The sequence below is a fragment of the Thioalkalivibrio sp. ALR17-21 genome (assembly GCF_000420185.1).
In the GTDB taxonomy this organism is placed as follows: Bacteria; Pseudomonadota; Gammaproteobacteria; order Ectothiorhodospirales; family Ectothiorhodospiraceae; genus Thioalkalivibrio; species Thioalkalivibrio halophilus.
On sequence record NZ_ATUL01000018.1, the window covers coordinates 11,748 to 31,009 of the forward strand.

Genomic DNA, 19,262 nt, shown 5'->3' on the forward strand with positions numbered 1-19,262 from the left:
TTTTGCGTGCGCGGTTGGAGAAGCGAGTCGCGCGCGAGTTCCCGTCGGGGTCACGTTCGACCTGTAAGCGTGTACCATTCTACGCCCGTACACCCCAGGCTGCGGAACACCCAGGATACCGACGTGCGCCTTGCCCGAATCAAGCTGGCCGGCTTCAAGTCCTTCGTGGACCCCACCACCCTGGTGCTGCCCGGCAACCGGGTAGGCGTGGTGGGCCCCAACGGCTGCGGCAAGTCGAACACCATCGATGCCGTGCGCTGGGTGATGGGCGAATCCTCGGCCAAGCATCTGCGCGGGGATTCCGGCGAGGACGTGATCTTCAACGGCTCCTCCAGCCGCAAGCCCGTGGGGCAGGCCAGCATCGAGCTGGTGTTCGACAACTCCGAAGGGCGACTGGGCGGCGAATACAGCGCCTACACCGAGATCGCGGTCAAGCGCGCGCTCACCCGCGACGGGCAGTCGAAGTACTACCTGAACGGCCATCGCGCGCGCAAGCGCGACATCGTGGACCTGTTCCTGGGCACCGGCCTGGGGCCGCGCAGCTACGCCATCATCGAGCAGGGCATGATCGCGCGGCTGATCGAGGCGCGTCCGGAGGACCTGCGCACCTATCTGGAAGAGGCGGCCGGAATCTCCAGATACAAGGAACGCCGGCGCGAGACCGAGAACCGCGTGCGCCACACGCGCGAAAACCTGGAGCGCCTGGACGACCTGCGCGAGGAGGTGGGCAAGCAGGCGGAGCGGTTGAACCGGCAGGCGGCGACCGCGGAGCGCTACCAGCAGCTGGCCGCGGATCGCCGGCGCAAGCGGGCCGAGGCGGTCCTGCTGCGGCTGCAGGCGGAAGAGGCCGCGCTGGAAAGCCGCCGCGCCGAGCTGTCCGCCGCCGAGACCGAACTCGCCCGGCTGCAGGCCGAGGCGCAGAACGCGCGCACCCGCTCCGAGACCCTGCGCCAGCAGCGCGTGGACCGCGAGGCGGCGGTGTCCGAGGCGCAGAGCGCGTACTACGACCGCGCCGCCGAGGTCTCGCGCCTGGAGCAGTCGATTCGCCATGCCGAGGCCGAACTGGAGCGCGAGACGCGCGAACTGGAGGACCTAGACACGCGCATCCGCACGGCGGGCGAGCAGCAGGATGCGGTGGCCGGGCGCATCCGCGAGGCAGAGCGCGAATGCGAGCGCCTGCGCGAAGCGCTGGAGAATGCGGAACGCGAACAGCAGCGCCTGGAGGCCGCCGCCGAGGAGGCCGAACAGGCGGACCAGGCGGCGCGCGAGGCCCAGCAGGAATGGGAGCGCAATCTGGCCGAACCGCGTCAGGCCGCGCAGGTGGCCCGTTCGCGCATGGACAGCGCCGAACAGACCCGCCAGCGCCTTGCGCGCCGGCGCGAGAAACTGGAATCCGAAAAGGCCGCACTGCCGCAGACCCATCCGGGCGAGGAGGCCGAGCGCGTGGAGGGCGAGCTCGCCGGGCTGCGTGAGGCCCTGGAATCCGAGCAGGCGCGCAGTGCCGAGGCGCGCGCCGAGCTGGAACGTCTGGAGGCGGAGCAGGCGGAGGAACAGGAACAGGCCCATGCCGTGGAGCGCGAGCACCGCGAGGTCGCGGGGCGCCTGGCCGGGCTGGAATCCTTCGGTGGCGAGGCCGATCCCGAGGCGACTCGCAAGCGGCGCGAGGAATGGGCCCGGCGCCACGGTATCGACGCCGGCCGCCCGCTGGTCCAGGCGCTGGAGGTCGAGGACGGCTGGGATACCGCGGTGGAGGCGGTGCTGGGGAGCTGGCTGGAAGCCGAGGTGCCCGAAGGTGCCGGCGATCCCCTGGGGCTGGAGGCCGCGGCTCTGGCCGATCTGCCCGAGGCGCCGCTGCGCCGCCTGGATGGCACGGCGTCCGCCGAGCCGGTACCCGACGACAGCCTGGCCGCGCGGGTGCGCGGTCCGGCTGCCGTGCGGCGCTGGCTGGCCGGCATCTACTGCGCCGCCGATGCGCAGGCGGCGCGCGAGCGGGCCCGGGACTGTGGCCCGGGCGAGAGCGTGATCACGCCCGGCGGGACCTGGCTGGGCCCGGGCTGGCTGGCGCATGGCACGCTGGAAGCCGAAGTCAGCGGGGCGGTCGCGCGGGTGCGTCTGGCACGCGAGCTGGAGCAGCAGCGCGATGCCCTGCAGGAGCGCGGCCGGGCGCTGGAGGCTTCACTGGCGGGGCGCAGGGAGCGCATCGGCGAGGCGCGCGAGGCCCGCGACGCGGTGGACGCGCGGATCGCGGAACAGCGCAAGCAGGTGCAGGAGGGCGAGAACCGCGTGCAGCGGCTGCACGATCAGGCGCGGCAACTGGAACAGCAGCAGGCGCGCATCGACCGCGAGCTGGAAGAAGTTGCCGAGGAGGACGAACGCGTACGCACCCAGTTCGACGAGGCCGAGGCCGAACGCAATCGGGCACTCGAGCGTCTGGAGGGTCTGGAGGCCGATCGCGAAGCCGTGGAGGCCCGCGTGGCCGCGACCCGCGAGGCCCGTCAGCAGGCACGCGAGCAGGCCCGTTCGGCACGCGATGCCGCGGGCAAGGCGCGCCTGGCCGAGCAGGAGGCGCGCCATCGGCTGGAGCGCGAACAGAGCGAGCGGGAACGCCTGGAACGCCAGCTGAGCGAGGATCGCGAGCGTCAGGAACGTCTGCGCGAGGGTCTGGAGGGCCGGCGTGCCCCGCTGGAACAGTGGAAGAAGGACCTGCAGGCGGCGGCCGAGGCGCGCCAGGCGGCCGAGAGCGCGCTGACCGCCGCGCGCAGCCAGCTGGACGAGTGCGATCATGCCCTGCGCGAGGTGGCCGGCGAGCTGACGGAGCTGGAGCAGCGGGTGGAGCAGCAGCGTTCCACCTGCGAGGAATACCGGCTGGACCAGCGTTCACGGGCCACGCAGCTGGAACAGCTGCGCGAACAGCTGCAGGAATCCGGATTCGACGCGCGCGAGCTGGCGGCCGAGCTGCCGGAAGACGCCGGCGTGGAGGCCTGGGACCGGGCGATCGCCGAGCTGGACCGGGCGATCGAGAAGCTCGGGCCGATCAACCTGGCGGCGATCGACGAGGCCCGCGAGCTGGAGGAACGTCAGCGCTATCTGGAGGAACAGCACGCCGATTTGATCGAGGCGCTGGAGACCCTGGAGGCGGCGATGCAGCGCATCGACCGCGAGACCCGCACGCTGTTCCGCGAGACCTTCGACAAGGTCAACGCCGGGCTGGGGGAGAAGTTCCAGCGCCTGTTCGGCGGCGGCGAGGCGCGCCTGGAGATGACCGGTGACGACCTGCTGGATACTGGCGTGGCGATCATGGCGCGTCCGCCGGGCAAGCGCCTGTCCACCATCCATCTGATGTCCGGGGGTGAGAAGGCGCTCACGGCTTCGGCGCTGGTATTCGCCATCTTCGAGCTGAATCCGGCACCCTTCTGCATGCTGGACGAGGTGGATGCGCCGCTGGACGAGGCCAACGTGGGGCGTTTCGGCGAGCTCCTGCGGGAGATGTCGGAGCGGATCCAGTTCATCTTTATCACCCACAACAAGTCGACCATGTCCATGGCGGAACAGCTGATCGGCGTTACCATGCACGAACCGGGCGTGTCGCGGCTGGTCAGTGTGGACGTCGACGAGGCCGTGGAAATGGCCGGGGCCTGACGGCGCCGGGCGCAACGAGCGAGGAATTTTCGTGGACTGGATGCGGTTGAGTCTGCTGCTGCTGGGAGTCGTCCTGATCGCGGGGATCTGGATCACGCACCGCATGCGCAGGCGTGCGCGCGAGCGTGACGAGGCCGATGACGCCGGCGACTGGGCCGATGATGCGGTGCATATCCGTGCCGGCGCGCCCGATCCGCTGGACGAGGGCCCCCGCGTGACCGGCGGACGGCGCGAGCCGCATCTCGGCGTGACCTCGCCGGGCCCGGATGCGGAGCCCGATCCGGATGATCCGTTCGAGGCCGCGCCGCGCGGCTCGACCTCCGCGCAGGAACCGGTCAACGACATCTACGGCGTGCTGGAAGACGAAGAGCCCGGCGCCGGGGCCGCCGACCATGGTGCGTCCGGCCCGCGCGGGTTCGAGACCGATTACGGCGGCGACCTGCGGGCGGCGCCCGAACCCGAGCCCCAACCCGAGTCCGGGCGCCGTGCGGCTCCGGGTCGCCAGCGTCGCCGGAGCGCGAAGCCGTCGCCCGGGGAACGCCTGATTGCCGTCGGTCGCCAGGGCCTGGACGCCGTGCGCGCACGCATGCCGGGACCCGGACGCAAGTCGCGTGGCCCGGTGGGCGAACGCCTGGACCCGGACCACGAGGTGGATCCGGATCTGATCGAGGAGCCGCACCGGCCGGATCCGGAATCGCTGGGCGAATATGTGTCGGATCCGTGGAAGGCGGGCGAGAACCCGCGCGCCGCGTCGGCGTCGCTGCAGGAGAAGATTCTCCTGCTGCACGTGGTCGCGCCCCGGAACAAGCCGTTCACCGGCGTGGCGCTGGGCGCCGCGCTGGAGCGCGCGGGCCTCAAGCCCGGGGCGATGGACATCTACCACTACCATGAACCCGCCAGCGACAAACGACAGCCGCTGTTCTCGGTGGCCAACATGGTGGCGCCCGGGACCCTGCGTGACGAGGACCTGGCGGACATGATGACCCCCGGCGTCACCCTGTTCACCCAGGTGCACTACAGCGCCCATCCGCAGCGCGCGTTCGAGGCACTGCTGGAGAACGCGCACGCGCTGGCACGCGACCTCGGGGGCACCATCCTGGACGCGCAGCAGTCGACGGCGACGAACCAGACCCTGGCGCACATGCGCGAGGATCTGAACCAGTGGCTGCTGCGCAACCGGCCCGACATCCTCCGGCGCGGGAGGACGCAATGAGCGCCGACCGCGAGCGCCTGGAGGCGCTGCGCCGACAGATCGAACACCACAACCGGCGCTACTACGTCCACGACGACCCCGAGATCTCGGATACCGAATACGACGAGCTCCTGCGCGAGCTCGAGGCGCTGGAGGCCGCGCACCCCGAATGGATCACCCCGGACTCGCCGACCCGGCGCGTGGGCGCGCAGCCGGCCGAGGGCTTCGCGACGGTGCGCCACCGCCTGCCGATGCTGTCGCTGGCCAACGGTTTCGAGGCGGACGAGATCCACGACTTCGACCGGCGGGTACGCGAGCGCCTGGCGCGCGACACCGGTGATCCGGCACGTGCCGAACGGGCCGTCACCTACATGGCCGAGCCCAAGCTGGACGGGCTGGCGATCTCGCTGCTGTTCGAGGACGGGGTACTGGTGCGCGCCGCCACCCGCGGCGACGGCGAAACCGGCGAGGACGTGACCGCCAACATGCGCACCGTGCGCCCGGTGCCGCTGCGCCTGGATCCGGCCGGGGTGCAGGGCGTGGGAGGCACGATCCCGGCCGTGCTGGAGGTGCGCGGCGAGGTGTTCATGCGCCGGGCCGATTTCCTGCGCCTCAACGAAGGCCTGGAGGCCGAGGGGCAGCGCGGTTTCATGAACCCGCGCAACGCCGCCGCCGGCAGCCTGCGCCAGCTGGACCCGAAGGTGACGGCCCGGCGGCCGCTGAGTTTCTTTGCCTATTCCGTGGGGCATGTCGAGGGCGGGGCGCTGCCGGGGCGGCAGTCGGCGGTGCTGGACGCCCTGCGCGATCTCGGCCTGCCGGTGTGTCCGGAGCGCCGTGTGGTGACCGGGGTGGCGGGCTGCCTGGGCTACTACGAGGAGCTGGCCGCGCGGCGGCGCGATCTGGATTACGAGATCGACGGCATCGTGTACAAGGTGGACGATCTGGCCGACCAGCAGGTGCTGGGGTTCGTGTCGCGGGCCCCGCGCTGGGCGATCGCGCACAAGTTTCCGGCCGAGGAGCGGACCACCACATTGCGCGACGTCGAGTTCAACGTCGGGCGCACGGGGGCTCTGACGCCGGTGGCGCGGCTGGAGCCGGTGCTGGTGGGCGGGGTGATGGTGTCCAACGCCGGCCTGCACAACATGGACGAGGTGGAGCGCAAGGACATCCGCATCGGCGACCGCGTGATCGTGCGCCGCGCCGGTGACGTGATCCCCGAGGTGGTGGGTCGCGCCGGTGGCGAGCGGCCGGCGGAGACCCGCCCGATCGAGCTTCCGGCCGCCTGCCCCGAATGCGGCTCGCATGTGGAGCGGCCAGAGGGCGAGGTGGTGGCGCGCTGCACCGGCGGGCTGGTCTGCCCGGCGCAGCGGCGCGAGGCGCTCAAGCACTTCGTGTCGCGTCGCGCCATGGACATCGAGGGCTTCGGCGAGAAGCTGATCGAGCAGCTGGTCGACAACGGCCGGGTACGCACGCCGGCGGAGTTGTTCGCGCTGGATGCGGAGACCCTGCAGCAGCTGGAACGGGTGGGGCCGAAACTGGCCGACAACCTGGTGCGCGCGCTGGAGACCGCGCGCGAGACCACGCTGGCGCGTTTCATTTTTGCCCTCGGCATCCGCGAGGTCGGCGAGGTGACGGCACAGGCCCTGGCCGCGCATTTCCGTGACCTGGATGCCCTGATGGCGGCGGATGCCGAGACCCTGCAGTCGATCCCGGACGTGGGGCCGGTGGTGGCCGAACACATCGTGCATTTCTTCGCCGAGCCGCATAACCGCGAGGTGGTCGAAGCCCTGCGTGCGGCCGGCGTGCACTGGCCGGAACCGGAGCCGGCCCCGCCCGGCGACGCCGGGGACGATGCCGTGCCGGCCCCGCTGGCGGGCCGCACGTTCGTGCTCACCGGGACCCTGGAGGAGATGAGCCGCGACGAGGCCCGTGCCCGTCTGGAGGCGCTGGGCGCGAAGATCACCGGCTCGGTGTCGAAGAAGACCAGCGCGGTCATCGCGGGCGCCGACCCCGGCTCCAAGGTCGCAAAGGCCGAATCGCTGGGCGTACCGGTGCTGGGCCCGGAGGAACTGGCCCGGCTGCTGGAGGGCGAGGATCTGCTGGCCGAGCCCGAGCCCGAGCCCACGGAAGGAGGCAGCGCATGAGTGACGGCCTGCTGGTGACCCCGCTGCGCGACGCGGCCGCCTCGCTGGAGCGGGCGCTGGCGCAGCCGAAAGACGAGTTCATGCGCGACGCGACCATCCAGCGCTTCGAATACAGCTTCGAGCTGGCGTGGAAGCTGCTGCAGCGGCGCCTGGTCGAGGATGAGGGCCGCGAGGTGGTGATGCCGCTCAGTCGTCGGGAGTTGTTTCGTCTGGCGGCGACGCGGCAGCTGATCGAGGATCCCGCGCAGTGGTTTGCCTTTCACAGGGCCCGCAACATGACCTCCCACACGTATAACGAAGCCGTGGCGGAGGAGGTGTACGAGATTGCCCGAAGCTTTCTGCCCGCCATGCAGGCGCTGATCGAGAAGCTGGAGCGTCCGGATGGTTGATCTTGCGCCGGCTCAGCGGGAGGTGGTGGAGCGTCTCGTGAGGCGGCACCTGCCCGCGGGGACGCGGGTGTGGCTGTTCGGCTCGCGCGCCACCGGGTGCAGCGCGCCCGCTTCGGACCTGGACCTGCTGGTGGATGCCGGCGAGGCCCTGGACTTCGCGATCCTCGGGGAGCTGGAGGCCGACCTCGCCGAGTCGGACCTGCCGTTTCCGGTGGATGTGGTGGATGCGCACCGCATATCGGAGGCGTTCGCGGCCCGCATCCGCGCCGAATGCGTGCCGCTCCCGGAGGTCGGGGAGCTGGGCTAGCGTCCTTCGCGCGATCGCTGTTCCAGCAGGTTCTGCATCCGGGACAGGCGTTCCTGTAGCGCGCTGGTCTCCTCGTGCAGGGCCTGCAGTTCGTTGTGCAGGGCCTTGTTTTCTTCGTGCACACTCTCGTGGATGGCCTGCTTTTCGATCTCCACCGCGCGGTCGTGCATGCGCTGCATCGCGTCCACGATGATGGCGATGAACAGGTTGAGCACGGTGAACGTGGCGATCAGGATGAACGGTACGAAGAACGCCCACGCCCAGGGATGCTCCTCCATGACGGGCCGCGCCACGTCTTCCGACCAGCCTTCCAGGGTCATGACCTGGAACAGGCTGTACATGGTCGCGCCAAGGCTGCCGAACATCTCGGGATGGGTTTCGCGGAACAGTCCGGTGGCGATGATCGCGAACACGTAGAAGATCAGCAGCAGCAGCCCGATGATCGAGATGATCCCCGGGATGGCGCGCAGCAGCGCCTCCACAATGAACCGCAGCTTGGGCACCAGCGAGACCAGACGCAGCAGACGCAGCACGCGCAGCACCGAGAACGGGCCGGTCGCCGGGATCAGCGCGATGCCGACCACGAAGAAATCGAATACGTTCCACGGGTTGCGCCAGAAGCCCAGACGATAGACGAACATCTTGGTCAGGACCTCGACGGTGAAGACCGACAGGATGATCGCGTCGGCGCTGTTGATCACGGGGCCGATCGCCTGCATCACCGCATGCGAGGTTTCGAGGCCCAGGGTCAGGGCGTTCAGCAGGATCAGTCCGATGATGAAGCGCTGGGTGTAATTGGCTTCGATCAGGGCCGTCAGGCGGCCGCGCAGGGTTACGGTCTCGGTCATGGTGGCCTGGTCGTGAAAACGAACGTATGAAGAAGCAATCGGGTGACTGCAGGGCGCGCCAAGAGTAGGCCAAACCCGCGCGCCCGGCAATGGAGCCCGGAACATGCAAGGAGTGGATGATGTGGGATGAACGCTATTCAACGGAGGAATTCGCCTACGGCACCGAGCCGAACGACTTCCTGCGCGAAGCGGTGGCGACCCTGCCGCCGGGCGACGCGCTGTGCCTGGGCGAAGGCGAGGGCCGCAACGCGGTGTATCTGGCCGAACAGGGCTTCGACGTGACCGCGGTCGACAGCTCTCTGGTGGGCCTGCGCAAGGCCGAACGGCTGGCGGCCGAGCGCGGGGTGAGTATCCGGACCGAGGTCGCCGATCTGGCTGACTACCGCATTGATCCGGAAAGCTGGGATGTGATCGTGTCGATCTTCTGCCATGTGCCGCCGGAGATCCGGCGTCGTGTGCATGCCGATGTCGTTCAGGGGCTGCGCCCCGGCGGTACTTTCATCCTCGAGGCGTACACGCCGGCGCAGCTGGCGCACGGCACCGGTGGCCCGCCGGTGGAAGAATTGATGATGGACCTGAACGCGCTCAGCGAGGAGCTCGATGGCCTCGAGTTCGATTACGCCCACGAGCTGGAGCGCGATGTGCTGGAAGGGATCTACCACACCGGTCGCGGCGCGGTGGTGCAGGTGGTCGGCCGGCGTCCGTCCTGAGCGGGCTGCCCGCGGGTATTACAGCAGGCTCTCCACCGGGAACAGGATGGTAAGGTCCGAAAGGATCTGACGCATGTGGCCGGCCTTGGGATCGCGCCGCCACGTGCGGCCCTGGTCGTCGCTCCAGATCAGGTTGTCCTCGGCGTCCAGCTCGACCCGGTAGGCGAACTCGGGCTGGATAATCCGCTCGTGCAGGTCCACGACCTGGCCGACCAGCGCCGGTTCGCGCAGGAACACCCCGGATTCGGTATTGCTGTAGGCCGAACGCGGATCGAGGTTGTAGGAGCCGACGAACGCCTCGTGGCCGTCGATCACGAAGGCCTTGGTGTGCAGGCTGGTCTGCGACGACCCCAGGCCCCAGCGCCTGGCCCGTTCCTCGCCGTTTGGCAGGGCGGTGGGGCGCAGCTCGTACAGCTCCACGCCGCCCTGCAGCAGGGTCGGTCGGCGGCGTGAATATCCGCTGTGGGTGAACACCACATCATTGGAGGCCAGCGAGTTGGTCAGCACGCTGACGCGAACGCCACGCTCCGCCATCTCGATCAGTTCCCGGGTGCCCCGCCGCTGTGGGACGAAATAGGGCGTGATGATGCGCAGCTCGTTGCTTACCCCGGAAAAGCGGGCCCGCAGCGCCGGGGTGACCCCGCCATCCCGCTCGGGATCGAAACCCGCGGTGTCCAGCGCCTTGGCGGGCGGGTCCGCCACGAAGTCCGCCGCCGCAGTCCAGACATAGGCTTCATCGTCATCGATATGTCCCGGGGGCAGGCGCCCGGCCGGGGCCTTCTGCAGCAGCGGGTGGTCGTTCTGTGTGGACAGCCATTCCTGCAGGGCCTCGCGATGTTCCTGCAGCCGGGGCGGATCCGGGAGGCGCGAGACCACGCGCTGGATGCCGATGGCACCCTGACTGTTCCAGAAATCGTGGAACGAGGCCTCCACCTCGGCGGCCATCGGCCCGACGATCGCCACGTCCAGATCCGCGAAATTGTATTCCGGGCTGGCCTCGAAGTACTCGTCGCCGATGTTGCGCCCGCCGATGATCGCCAGGTGGCCGTCGACCACCCAGGCCTTGTTGTGCATGCGCCGGTTGAGCTGCACGCCCCGGGTCAGGAATTCCAGCCCCTTGCCGAGCATCCCGTGACGGGTGCGGAAGGGATTGAACAGGCGGATGTCGATGTTGGGGTGCTGATCGACGGCGGCGAGGATGTCGTCGCGGCCGCGGGCATCGATGTCGTCCAGCAGTACCGAGACGTTGACCCCGCGGTCGGCCGCGCGCAGCAGCTCGCCGAGAAGGGCCCGGCCGGCGGCATCGTTGCGCCAGATGTAGTACTGAATGCTCAGCCGATCCTCGGCCTTGCGCGCGCTGAAGGCCCGCCACTGAAAGGCTTCGACGCCATCATCCAGCAGACGGAATCCGGATTTCCCCGGAGATGCATCCACCCGGGGCGTGATCCATTCGGCGAGGGGACCTTTGGCGGCCGGTGCAGAGGGCGGATTCGCGGGGCGGTCGTCGCGCGGTTCCAGCGACGCACAGCCGGAGGCCAGCAACAGCACCGCAAGCCCCGTTACCAACGCCCTGAGCCTGGACTCCATGTCTGACCGCCCCGATCTCCGGCAGCCCGACCCGATGTACGGGTTCCGGGCGAAAAAAAGGCGAGCCGGACCAGGTCGGGCTCGCCTTTCACAAATCTGGTAGGCGCGAGTGGACTCGAACCACCGACCCCCACCATGTCAAGGTGGTGCTCTAACCAACTGAGCTACGCGCCTGTCGTGTCCGAGACGCGTATTCTACAGCGTCTTTCGGGTGTGTCAAAGGATGCTGTAAGCCGATGATTCCTTGAGCTCCTTCGTGCGGCACATGTCGCGTTGACCACGGACGTCGGGTTGCGGTCCGGTCATCGATCGCTCAGCTTTTGCGGCTGCCGTAGGTGACGACGGACTCGATGCGTTCAGCGCGTTCGGGGTCGAGGACGTCGGTCTGAGCGAGGGTGCCGGCGTCGGCGTTGATCACGTCGCGCACGCTGCCAACGTGGCGCAGCAGGTCGCGGGCTTCGTCCGCGGCGACCCCGGGCAGGCCGCTGAGGATGAATTCGGCGACCTTGCGCCGGTTGTCGGACTCGGCCTCACGGTCGACAGGATCCGGCTCGATCTGTGCGTTCAGGCCGGTCAGGTAGATGAGCATGCCGCTGTTGTCGGCATCGGGGCTGGGCAGCACGCTGATGCCGAGGGCGATGGTCAGGTGGGCCAGGGCGCGGTGGATGTCCAGCGCCTGCTGGTAGAAGCGGGGCTCGTACAGGTCCCCTTCGACGATGTAGATCACCTGCCGGTAGTTGGCCTTCAGCTTCGCGGCGTTCTCCCACAGGCTCTTGTCAACCACGCTCAGGACCATGTCGGCCGCGGATTTGCGTTCGATCACGACGCCGTTGGGCAAGACGTAATCGCCCACGTCCAGATCGGTGAATTCCAGTTCCACGCCCTCCAGCTCTTCGATGCGCTGGATGATCTTGCCCTTTTCGCGCTTGTCGACGCGGATCGGCAGATGAAGATTTTCCATTGGGGACTCCGGTTGTGTGACCCGCACGCAGTCTAGGCGGAGCGGAGGGGGTAACTCGCAATCCCTCATGCAGTCTCGGATACCACCGGGGAGGGCGCCGGTTCGTTGCCCTCCCCGGTGTTCCTGCCCGAGCTGCCCGAGCGGTTCTGTCCGGGCCACCGATCGAATCCTCACCCCGGTTACGCGGGCTCGTCGTCCAGCGATGCACCGCCCTGTTCGAGGAAGCGGCGTACTTGCTCTTGCCGGCGGAAGGCGCCCTGGCCTGATCTGCGCGTTCGCGTGAGGGGGATGGATTCCCCGGATTTCAGATAGATGACCGGCCTGTGCGCGGGTTTGCTATGGCCGGAACGCTGTGACCTCGACCAGGTCGTCTCTACGGCCACCCGGCTGATGTCCTGCAAGGGGATGTCGCGGATCTTGCCGGGGCTCCCCGGCTGCCACCAGCGCCGTTCGGCGACCTGTAGCTGGTTAACTCCGGGCGGCAGCCACAGGGCCACTACATTGCGTTGGAACAGCAGCAGGTAGAGACCCAGCACGCCCATCGCCAGGGGCATCCACAGGCCGAACGTGACCTGGTGGCTCATGTGGAAGTCTCCGCCCTGACGGACATCGTCGAGGCCGGTGTTGACCTCGTCCACGATGGATTGAACGCCCGATCGGCCGCTCCGGCTGTAGCCCAGGATATCCACCGAGCCGTCGTCCAGCTGCAGGTTGGCGGAGTAGGTGCGGTCGCCGTCGCTGTTCCGACTCTCGCCCAGTGTGGCCTGCTGGATCTCGTCCAGGGGGTAGCGGCCCTCGGTGGATTCATGGATGCCGAACGGGGCCGATCGGGTGAGTTCGCAGTAGCGCTCCTCCGCCCCGCAGGCGAGATGCGTGCTGCGGCCGAACGTGGTCAGGAAGATCACGCTCATCACGAGCACGAAGAGCCCCATGAGCGGAGTGCTCCAGTTCTTGAATACCAGTTGGTTACCCACGGTTTCGCTTCTCCTTTGGCTGGCCTGAGCATGTGGTCGGGGCGTGGCGTGAACCGCACCATCGACCGACCAATGGAACCGGAACTCAGCTGGATGGAGAAACCTCCGTTTGGAGGGGGCGACATTGCCTGACGGCCTTTGATGATCTCACTCGAAGTCCGGAACCCTCGGGGTTTCGTTCGGGCACTCGGTCAGATTCGCCTCCGGCAGCAACACTGTCGCGCGCCATCTTCCGCGGCTGCCGACGGTGCTTGAGGTTCGGAGGAGGCTGCGGTAGAAAGACCCTTCAGTGGAAGAGGTTGTGTGATATGGATATCGGGGAGGAGCGTCGATGAACATCAATATCCACATGTTGATCGGCGGCGTGTTAGTGCTGCTGGTTGTGCTGTCGGCGTGGCAACGGCGCCGTCTGCTCCGGCGTGCCGAGGCCGAGCAGGCCGAATGGCAGGCACAAAGCCGCCAGGTAGACGCGATTCAGGAGGCCATGAAGGAACGGGACGACGTCGCCAACCGGCTGGCGGAGCTGGAGCGATCCGGCGGCGACGAGGACGCCCTGAAGTCCCTGCGCGTCGAGCTGGAAGCCATCGACGTGCGATTGACGGAGCAGCTGGAAGCGATGACCGGCCGTAGCGAAGGCGCTGCAGCTGGAAAGCCTCGCGGCTGACTGGGACGCCCGTGCGAGGCCTGCGTCGATGCTGGCTGGGAGGTATGCGGGGACGACAGGAAGCCTGTCGGCCCGGGTTCGAGATGCCCCCGACTTGCAATGAGAAGGCGCGCAGCCAGGGGTGTCTGCGACCTTTCCCGCGCGTTGTCCGTCAGCCGGATGAACCCCGTGCCGAACGACGCTCCTGGATGGGGCCTGGATCCGCGAACCCGCGCGGGCAAAGCCTGGCGCCCGAGGAACGCAAAAATGTTCGCTATTTCCAGAAACGGTGCTTGACGTCTCTGGAAGGTCGGTACAACCCTGACTTTGGTGTGGACGGCTGGTTCCGCATAGTGATACAAAAAGTGGTGTTTCCCGGTCAGGATGATCGGGCGCTCAAAACGCCTTTCGGTTTGCTCCTTGCAGGGGGCCGAAGCGACGAGAGCGATTTGCCCCCACCGGCGCTGGGGCGACCAACAATCATGGACGAAAAGGACCCCCGCAATGAGCGGTAGCCACCGCATTTCCCACTTCGACGTCTCCCTCTTGTCAGCTCGTCAAGCGTCACGAGTGTTCTGCACCTTTGTGGGTGCCGGAGCGTTTGTCGTGTCTGACCGAGACTTCATCTGGTCACAAGGAGTGAATCATGTCCAAAGAAGGAACGGTTGCGCCCAGGGAGCGCATCAACATTCGTTATGTCCCCGCCACTGGAGACCAGCAGGCCGAGACCGAGCTTCCGCTGAAGCTCCTGGTCGTCGGTGATTTCAAGGGGGGTACCGAGGACACGCCGGTGGAGGAGCGTTCGACGGTCTCCATCGACAAGAACAACTTCCAGTCGGTACTGGCCGAAGCGGGCCTCGGGTTGGAGGCCTCGGTGCCGAACCGTCTCCAGGACGGCGATGAGGACAGCGATCTTCCGGTGAGTCTCTCCTTCAAGGCGCTGGACGACTTTTCCCCGGACAAGGTCGCCCAGCAGGTCCCCGAGCTGCGAAAGCTGGTGGAGCTGCGCGAGGCACTGGTTGCCCTCAAGGGGCCGCTGGGCAATGTGCCGGCGTTTCGCGAACGCCTGCAGGAGCTTCTGGAGAGCGAAGAGGCGCGAAACCAGCTGCTGGAAGAACTCGAACAGGACACCCCCTCCACGGATGGAACCGAGTAATCGGGGCTTGCAACGGAAGCGAGGTAACAAGCAATGAACGAAGTGGTAGAGGAACAGTCCCGCGACGGCGTGGCCACCGGGTCCCTGCTGGATCAGGTGATGGCGCAAACCCGCATGGCGCCGGCGGACGAAGGCTATGATGTCGCGCGCAAGGGCGTTGCCGCCTTCATCAGCGAACTGCTGCGGGATGACGAAGAAACGCCGCAGGTCAACAAGGCGGTCGTGGATCGCATGATCGTCGAGCTGGACCGGAAGATCAGCGCGCAGGTGGACGAAGTCCTGCATCTTCCCCGGTTCCAGAAGCTCGAATCGGCGTGGCGCGGGCTCAAGCTTCTCGTGGACCGCACCGATTTTCGCGAGAACATCCGCCTGAGTCTGCTGCATGCCACCAAGGAAGAACTCCTCGACGACTTCGAGTTCTCTCCCGAGCTTGCCCAGAGCGGCCTGTATCAGCATGTGTATGCATCCGGTTACGGCCAGTTCGGTGGTGACCCGGTGGCCGGGGTCATTGGGGTTTACGAGTTCAACCCCAGCACGCCCGACATCAAGCTGCTGCAGTACACCGCTGCGGTGGGCGCTGTGGCGCATGCACCGTTCATTTCGTCGGTCGCACCGGAATTCTTTGGTGTGGAGAGCTTCCAGGATCTCCCCCATATCAAGGACTTGTCCGCAGTCTTCGAAGGTCCGCAATATGCGCGCTGGCGCAGTCTTCGCGAGAGCGAGGATGCCCGGTACCTGGGGCTGACCGCGCCCCGTTTTCTGCTGCGGATGCCCTACGATCCGGTCGAGAACCCGATCAAGACCTTCAGCTACCGCGAGACGGTGAACCAAAGCCATGAGCATTATCTCTGGGGGAATACGGCCTATCTCCTGGCCGAACGCCTGACCGACAGCTTCGCCAAATACCGCTGGTGCCCCAACATCATTGGCCCGCAAAGTGGCGGAGCGGTCGAGAACCTTCCCGTCCACACCTTCGAGGCCATGGGCCAGTTGCAGGCGAAGATTCCCACTGAAGTGCTGATTACTGACCGTCGGGAGTACGAGCTCGCGGAAGAGGGCTTCATCGCTCTGACGATGCGCAAGGACAGCGACAACGCGGCTTTTTTCTCCGCCAACTCGGTGCAGAAGCCGAAACGCTTCCCGAATACCCCGGAGGGTCAGGCGGCCGAGACCAATTTCAAGCTGGGCACGCAGCTCCCGTACATGTTCATCATCAATCGCCTTGCGCACTACATCAAGGTGCTGCAACGCGAGCAGATTGGTGCCTGGAAGGAGCGGCAGGATCTTGAGCGGGAGCTGAACGACTGGATCCGACAGTATGTGGCGGATCAGGAAAATCCGCCCGCCGATGTGCGAAGCCGTCGTCCCCTTCGGGCTGCCGCGATCGATGTTTCCGATGTGGAGGGAGACCCGGGCTGGTATCAGGTATCCCTGGCGGTTCGGCCACACTTCAAGTACATGGGCGCGAACTTCGAACTCTCGCTTGTCGGTCGCCTGGACAAGGAGTAAGGACCTGTGACCGGGGTGTCTCACAACAGCAATGGGCGCCGGTTGTTCGAGCGTCTGGCCGCACCGGGTTACCCGGAGCCTTCGGGTGGCGGCGACCAGGCGCTTGTCGACTCGATCAAGCGGCATTTGACCGATCTGCTCAACAGCTGTCCCGGTCATAGTCCGTGCGTGCCGGAACTCGGACTGATGGATTTCAACGATGCCACGGGCGCCGCGCTGGACCTCAAGCTCGGTGTGCGGCAGGCCGTCCAGGCGTGCATCGAGCGGTTTGAACCGCGCATCACCGATGTGAACGTGGAGGTCCAGGACAACGGAAGCCAGTCGACACGGCTTCAGTTTCGGGTGCATGCCCGACTGGCGTTGGACGGCCGGCGTGACGAAACCACCCTGGACCTGTTGCTGGCCGATCGCCGGTACTGGCTCGTCGAATGACGGCGTTGGCCGGGTTTGAGTGATGCTGAACCGTTACTACAGGGACGAACTGAACTTCCTGCGGGAGCAGGGCCGCGAGTTCGCCGAGGCCTACCCTCAGCTGAGCCGTTTCCTTTCCGAGCGTGGAACGGATCCGGACGTGGAGCGCTTGCTCGAGGGCTTTGCCTTTCTGACCGGGCGCATGCGCGAGAAGGTCGAGGACGAGTTTCCGGAACTCACTCACTCGCTGATCAACACCTTGTGGCCGAATTACCTGCGGCCGGTGCCCAGCATGACGATTGTACGGTTCACTCCGCTATGGCAGGCATTGACCGGAACCTACCGCATCGCGCGGGGCACTATGCTGTCCAGTGTTCCGGTCGAGGGTACCGAGTGCCGGTTCCGCACCAGCCATGACGTCACCTTGAACCCGTTGGAGGTGGTGGAGGTGGCAGACCTCCACTCGGGCAATTCGTCGGAACTGACCCTCCACTTGCGTGTGCATGGAGACCAGCCGCTGGATGCGGTCGCTCCCGAGTCCATGCGGTTCTACCTTGGTGGCGACGAATATTCGGCGCGGATGCTCTACCTCTGGCTCCAGCATTACCTGGAAGACCTGCACCTGTGGATCGATGGCGAGCAACGCAGATTGCCGCTTGACGCCATTGGGCCGGTGGGGTTCGAGCGGGACCAGGCCGTCTTGCCGTATCCGAGGAACAGTTTCGAGGGTTACCGCATTCTGCAGGAGTATCTGTGCCTTCCGGACGCGTTCCGGTTTGTCGAAGTGAAAGGTCTGAGCTCCAGTTGTCCGAACCGGGCGGCAGAGGAGGTGAGGCTGGTGTTCCGTTTCTCGCGAAGCCTTCCGTCCGATGTGCGTCCAGGAGTCGACAACTTTCAGCTGCACTGTACGCCGGCCGTGAATCTGTTCGAGATGGATGCGGACCCGGTCGATCTGACCGGTCAGCGGAGCGAGTACAGGATAACGCCCAGCAGTCGCAACCCGGGGCATTACGAAGTGTTCAGCGTCGACGAGGTGGAGGGCTGGCTGACCGAGGCCGACGGGCGTTTTCGCGGAAAGCCCAGGCGCTATTTCCCCTTCGAGAGTTTCCAGCATCAGCTGGAGCGGGATCGTGGCGGGGAAGCGTTGTTCTATCGGGTGCGCACGCGCGAGAGCATGCGAAATGACGGCTTCGACCACGACATCTCCTTCGTGCGCGGCGACGAGGTCCAGCGATTGGGAGACCGGGAAACCGTCTCGTTGCGGCTCACCTGCACCAATCGGCGCCTCCCGGAGGCACTGGCGGTCGGGGACGTGGCGACATACGCCGACGACTCGCCGGCCATGGCCACGGTAAGCAACATCACGGCACCCACGCCGCGGCTACAGCCACGCCTGGATGACGGCCTGCTGTGGACGCTGCTGTCGAACCTGGCCCTCAACTATCTCTCGTTGCTGAGCACGGATGCCCTCCGCTCGGTATTGCGGGCCTACGATTTCCGGTCGTTTGCAGACCGTCAGGCGGAGCGAGTCTCGCAAAACCGGCTGGCCGGGATCCGTTCGATTCGGACGGAAGCGGTGGATCGACTGTTCCAGGGGTTGCCGGTTCGGGGTTTGCGTTCGGTTGTGGAACTGGACGAAGACGCCTTTGGGGACGAAGGGAGCCTTTATCAGTTTGGCTCGGTTCTGGCCAGGTTTCTGGCGTTGTACGCGAGCATCAACTCGTTTCACGAGTTGCAGGTCATTAATCGGAAAAGCGAGCAGCGCTACACATGGAAGTGGCAGCCCGGACAACAACCGCTGATGTAGTGCCCGAGGTCCTTCGGGAATGCGCGCATCACTATGACTTCTTCCAGCTGGTCGAGTTGCTGTTCCGTGTGCGCGGGGAGATCCCCGAGCGCAGGGTGGACACGCGGCCGGTCGTGCAGGGGATTCGGTTCAGTGTGTCGCCGTCGTTGGGATTTCCCGGGAGCGACGTGGTTCACCTGCGGTATTGCGAGCAGCGGGGGTATGGCCTGGAGGTTGGGTTCATGGGCTTGCATGGCGCGCAGTCACCGCTCCCCGGTTACTACCTGGAACAGGTGGCGCAGGCACGCGCCCACGACGAAGGTGCCGCTGCCGATCTCCTGGATTTCTTCCATCACCGGCTGCTGACGCTTTTCCATTTCTCGTGGCGAAAGTACCGCCATCACATCCGCTACGAGGACGGCGCAGGTGACGGGTTCTCGGCGGTGCTGTTTGCGCTGACCGGCCTCGCGGACGAGGGCATGCGCGGCGAGACGCCGATCAACTGGAGCAAGATGCTGGCGTATGCCGGCCTGGTGGCGGGGCGCTCCCGGGCTCCGGAAGTCGTGGGGGGAATCCTTGCGCATTACTTCGACCTCGACCAGGTGACGGTGCTTCCCTGGTGTGCCCGATCGGTGCAGATATCGCCCGATCAACGTAGTCGTTGTGGTGTCGCCGGTATGCGGCTGAACCATGATTTCACCATCGGAGAGCGGGTGCGGGACATCAACGGCAAGTTTGTGATCCGCATTGCCGGACTGAGTCGCACACGAATGAGCGACTTTCTCCCCAGTGGCAGGGAGTTCCGCGTATTGCAGTCGCTGGTGGATTTCCTCCTGCGTGAACCGCTCGCGTATGACCTGGAGCTGGAACTGCAGCCAGAGGAGGTCGATGGCATGCGGCTTTCCTGTCCGAAAACGAGTCTATTGGGATGGACCAGTTTTGTCTCTCCACGAACGGAAGCGATGCGCCAGGGGCGGCGTGTCCGTATACAGACAAGGGAGTGATG

General features: G+C 66.5%; 16 protein-coding genes and 1 tRNA gene. 12 read left to right on the top strand and 5 right to left on the bottom strand.

The genetic code is table 11. The annotated features are described in order from the left end of the window. Positions 1-123: 123 nt before the first annotated feature. Genes smc through G020_RS0110170 form a run of 5 tightly spaced genes read left to right on the top strand, consistent with a single transcriptional unit; the run spans position 124 to position 7,671 of the window. On the top strand, positions 124-3,639 hold the full coding sequence (smc, locus tag G020_RS0110150) for a chromosome segregation protein SMC (protein WP_024329529.1): 3,516 nt from the start codon (positions 124-126) through the stop codon (positions 3,637-3,639). 31 nt (positions 3,640-3,670) lie between these two features. Beyond that, positions 3,671-4,852 carry a cell division protein ZipA gene (gene zipA, locus G020_RS0110155; RefSeq protein ID WP_024329530.1) on the top strand — a complete coding sequence of 394 codons (1,182 nt, stop codon included), beginning with the start codon at positions 3,671-3,673 and terminating at the stop codon, positions 4,850-4,852. Then, complete coding sequence (gene ligA / locus G020_RS0110160; protein WP_024329531.1) at positions 4,849-6,975, top strand: NAD-dependent DNA ligase LigA; 2,127 nt, start codon at positions 4,849-4,851, stop codon at positions 6,973-6,975. The genes zipA and ligA overlap by 4 nt, the downstream gene beginning before the upstream one ends. Next, a complete protein-coding gene (locus tag G020_RS0110165; protein WP_024329532.1) occupies positions 6,972-7,364 on the top strand; it encodes a nucleotidyltransferase substrate binding protein in 393 nt (130 codons plus the stop codon). The genes ligA and G020_RS0110165 overlap by 4 nt, the downstream gene beginning before the upstream one ends. Then, a complete protein-coding gene (locus tag G020_RS0110170; RefSeq protein WP_024329533.1) occupies positions 7,357-7,671 on the top strand; it encodes a nucleotidyltransferase family protein in 315 nt (104 codons plus the stop codon). The genes G020_RS0110165 and G020_RS0110170 overlap by 8 nt, the downstream gene beginning before the upstream one ends. Here the strand turns inward: G020_RS0110170 and G020_RS0110175 are convergent. Next, positions 7,668-8,519: an ion transporter gene (locus tag G020_RS0110175; RefSeq protein ID WP_024329534.1), complete on the bottom strand. Its 852-nt coding sequence runs from the start codon at positions 8,517-8,519 to the stop codon at positions 7,668-7,670. The two genes, G020_RS0110170 and G020_RS0110175, sit on opposite strands and share 4 nt — an antisense overlap. Positions 8,520-8,638: 119 nt before the next feature. Between G020_RS0110175 and G020_RS0110180 the strand changes: the two genes are divergently transcribed. Then, positions 8,639-9,229, top strand: a complete 591-nt coding sequence (locus G020_RS0110180) for a cyclopropane-fatty-acyl-phospholipid synthase family protein (protein WP_024329535.1) — start codon at positions 8,639-8,641, stop codon at positions 9,227-9,229. 18 nt (positions 9,230-9,247) lie between these two features. Here G020_RS0110180 and G020_RS0110185 read toward each other — a convergent pair whose 3' ends face one another. The 4 genes from G020_RS0110185 to G020_RS0110200 all read right to left on the bottom strand — a co-directional run bounded on the left by G020_RS0110185 (position 9,248) and on the right by G020_RS0110200 (position 12,751). Continuing rightward, positions 9,248-10,777 carry a phospholipase D family protein gene (locus G020_RS0110185; protein WP_024329536.1) on the bottom strand — a complete coding sequence of 510 codons (1,530 nt, stop codon included), beginning with the start codon at positions 10,775-10,777 and terminating at the stop codon, positions 9,248-9,250. A gap of 136 nt (positions 10,778-10,913) precedes the next feature. Next, positions 10,914-10,990, bottom strand: a tRNA-Val gene (locus tag G020_RS0110190). A gap of 139 nt (positions 10,991-11,129) precedes the next feature. Beyond that, entirely contained in the window at positions 11,130-11,777 is a 648-nt protein-coding gene (locus G020_RS0110195; RefSeq protein WP_024329537.1) for an ERCC4 domain-containing protein, read from the bottom strand. A gap of 179 nt (positions 11,778-11,956) precedes the next feature. Further along, entirely contained in the window at positions 11,957-12,751 is a 795-nt protein-coding gene (locus G020_RS0110200; RefSeq protein ID WP_024329538.1) for a hypothetical protein, read from the bottom strand. 331 nt (positions 12,752-13,082) lie between these two features. Between G020_RS0110200 and G020_RS0110205 the strand changes: the two genes are divergently transcribed. The 6 genes from G020_RS0110205 (at position 13,083) to tssG (ending at position 19,260) form a co-directional block, all read left to right on the top strand. Continuing rightward, complete coding sequence (locus G020_RS0110205; protein ID WP_024329539.1) at positions 13,083-13,415, top strand: hypothetical protein; 333 nt, start codon at positions 13,083-13,085, stop codon at positions 13,413-13,415. A gap of 625 nt (positions 13,416-14,040) precedes the next feature. Beyond that, positions 14,041-14,550, top strand: coding sequence for a type VI secretion system contractile sheath small subunit (gene tssB / locus G020_RS0110210; RefSeq protein WP_024329540.1), 510 nt, complete (start codon positions 14,041-14,043; stop codon positions 14,548-14,550). 33 nt (positions 14,551-14,583) lie between these two features. Then, the gene (gene tssC / locus G020_RS0110215; protein ID WP_024329541.1) at positions 14,584-16,059 is read left to right on the top strand and encodes a type VI secretion system contractile sheath large subunit; all 1,476 of its coding nucleotides are present in this window, start codon (positions 14,584-14,586) and stop codon (positions 16,057-16,059) included. A 42-nt stretch (positions 16,060-16,101) separates the two neighbouring features. Beyond that, the gene (gene tssE / locus G020_RS0110220; protein WP_231363065.1) at positions 16,102-16,491 is read left to right on the top strand and encodes a type VI secretion system baseplate subunit TssE; all 390 of its coding nucleotides are present in this window, start codon (positions 16,102-16,104) and stop codon (positions 16,489-16,491) included. A gap of 22 nt (positions 16,492-16,513) precedes the next feature. Further along, on the top strand, positions 16,514-18,277 hold the full coding sequence (tssF, locus tag G020_RS0110225) for a type VI secretion system baseplate subunit TssF (RefSeq protein WP_024329543.1): 1,764 nt from the start codon (positions 16,514-16,516) through the stop codon (positions 18,275-18,277). After that, positions 18,241-19,260 (top strand): type VI secretion system baseplate subunit TssG, encoded by a 1,020-nt coding sequence (gene tssG / locus G020_RS0110230; RefSeq protein WP_029681285.1) that lies wholly within the window; start codon positions 18,241-18,243, stop codon positions 19,258-19,260. Before tssF ends, tssG begins: the two co-directional genes overlap by 37 nt. Positions 19,261-19,262: the final 2 nt, after the last annotated feature.

What these genes read in the sequence shown, in the direction of transcription:
- ligA (WP_024329531.1), top strand. Translation starts at nt 4,849, where the DNA reads ATGAGCGCCGACCGCGAGCGCCTGGAGGCGCTGCGCCGACAGATCGAA.
- G020_RS0110165 (WP_024329532.1), top strand. Translation starts at nt 6,972, where the DNA reads ATGAGTGACGGCCTGCTGGTGACCCCGCTGCGCGACGCGGCCGCCTCG.
- G020_RS0110170 (WP_024329533.1), top strand. Translation starts at nt 7,357, where the DNA reads ATGGTTGATCTTGCGCCGGCTCAGCGGGAGGTGGTGGAGCGTCTCGTG.
- G020_RS0110175 (WP_024329534.1), bottom strand. Translation starts at nt 8,519, where the DNA reads ATGACCGAGACCGTAACCCTGCGCGGCCGCCTGACGGCCCTGATCGAA.
- G020_RS0110180 (WP_024329535.1), top strand. Translation starts at nt 8,639, where the DNA reads ATGTGGGATGAACGCTATTCAACGGAGGAATTCGCCTACGGCACCGAG.
- G020_RS0110195 (WP_024329537.1), bottom strand. Translation starts at nt 11,777, where the DNA reads ATGGAAAATCTTCATCTGCCGATCCGCGTCGACAAGCGCGAAAAGGGC.
- G020_RS0110205 (WP_024329539.1), top strand. Translation starts at nt 13,083, where the DNA reads ATGAACATCAATATCCACATGTTGATCGGCGGCGTGTTAGTGCTGCTG.
- tssB (WP_024329540.1), top strand. Translation starts at nt 14,041, where the DNA reads ATGTCCAAAGAAGGAACGGTTGCGCCCAGGGAGCGCATCAACATTCGT.
- tssC (WP_024329541.1), top strand. Translation starts at nt 14,584, where the DNA reads ATGAACGAAGTGGTAGAGGAACAGTCCCGCGACGGCGTGGCCACCGGG.
- tssF (WP_024329543.1), top strand. Translation starts at nt 16,514, where the DNA reads ATGCTGAACCGTTACTACAGGGACGAACTGAACTTCCTGCGGGAGCAG.
- tssG (WP_029681285.1), top strand. Translation starts at nt 18,241, where the DNA reads ATGGAAGTGGCAGCCCGGACAACAACCGCTGATGTAGTGCCCGAGGTC.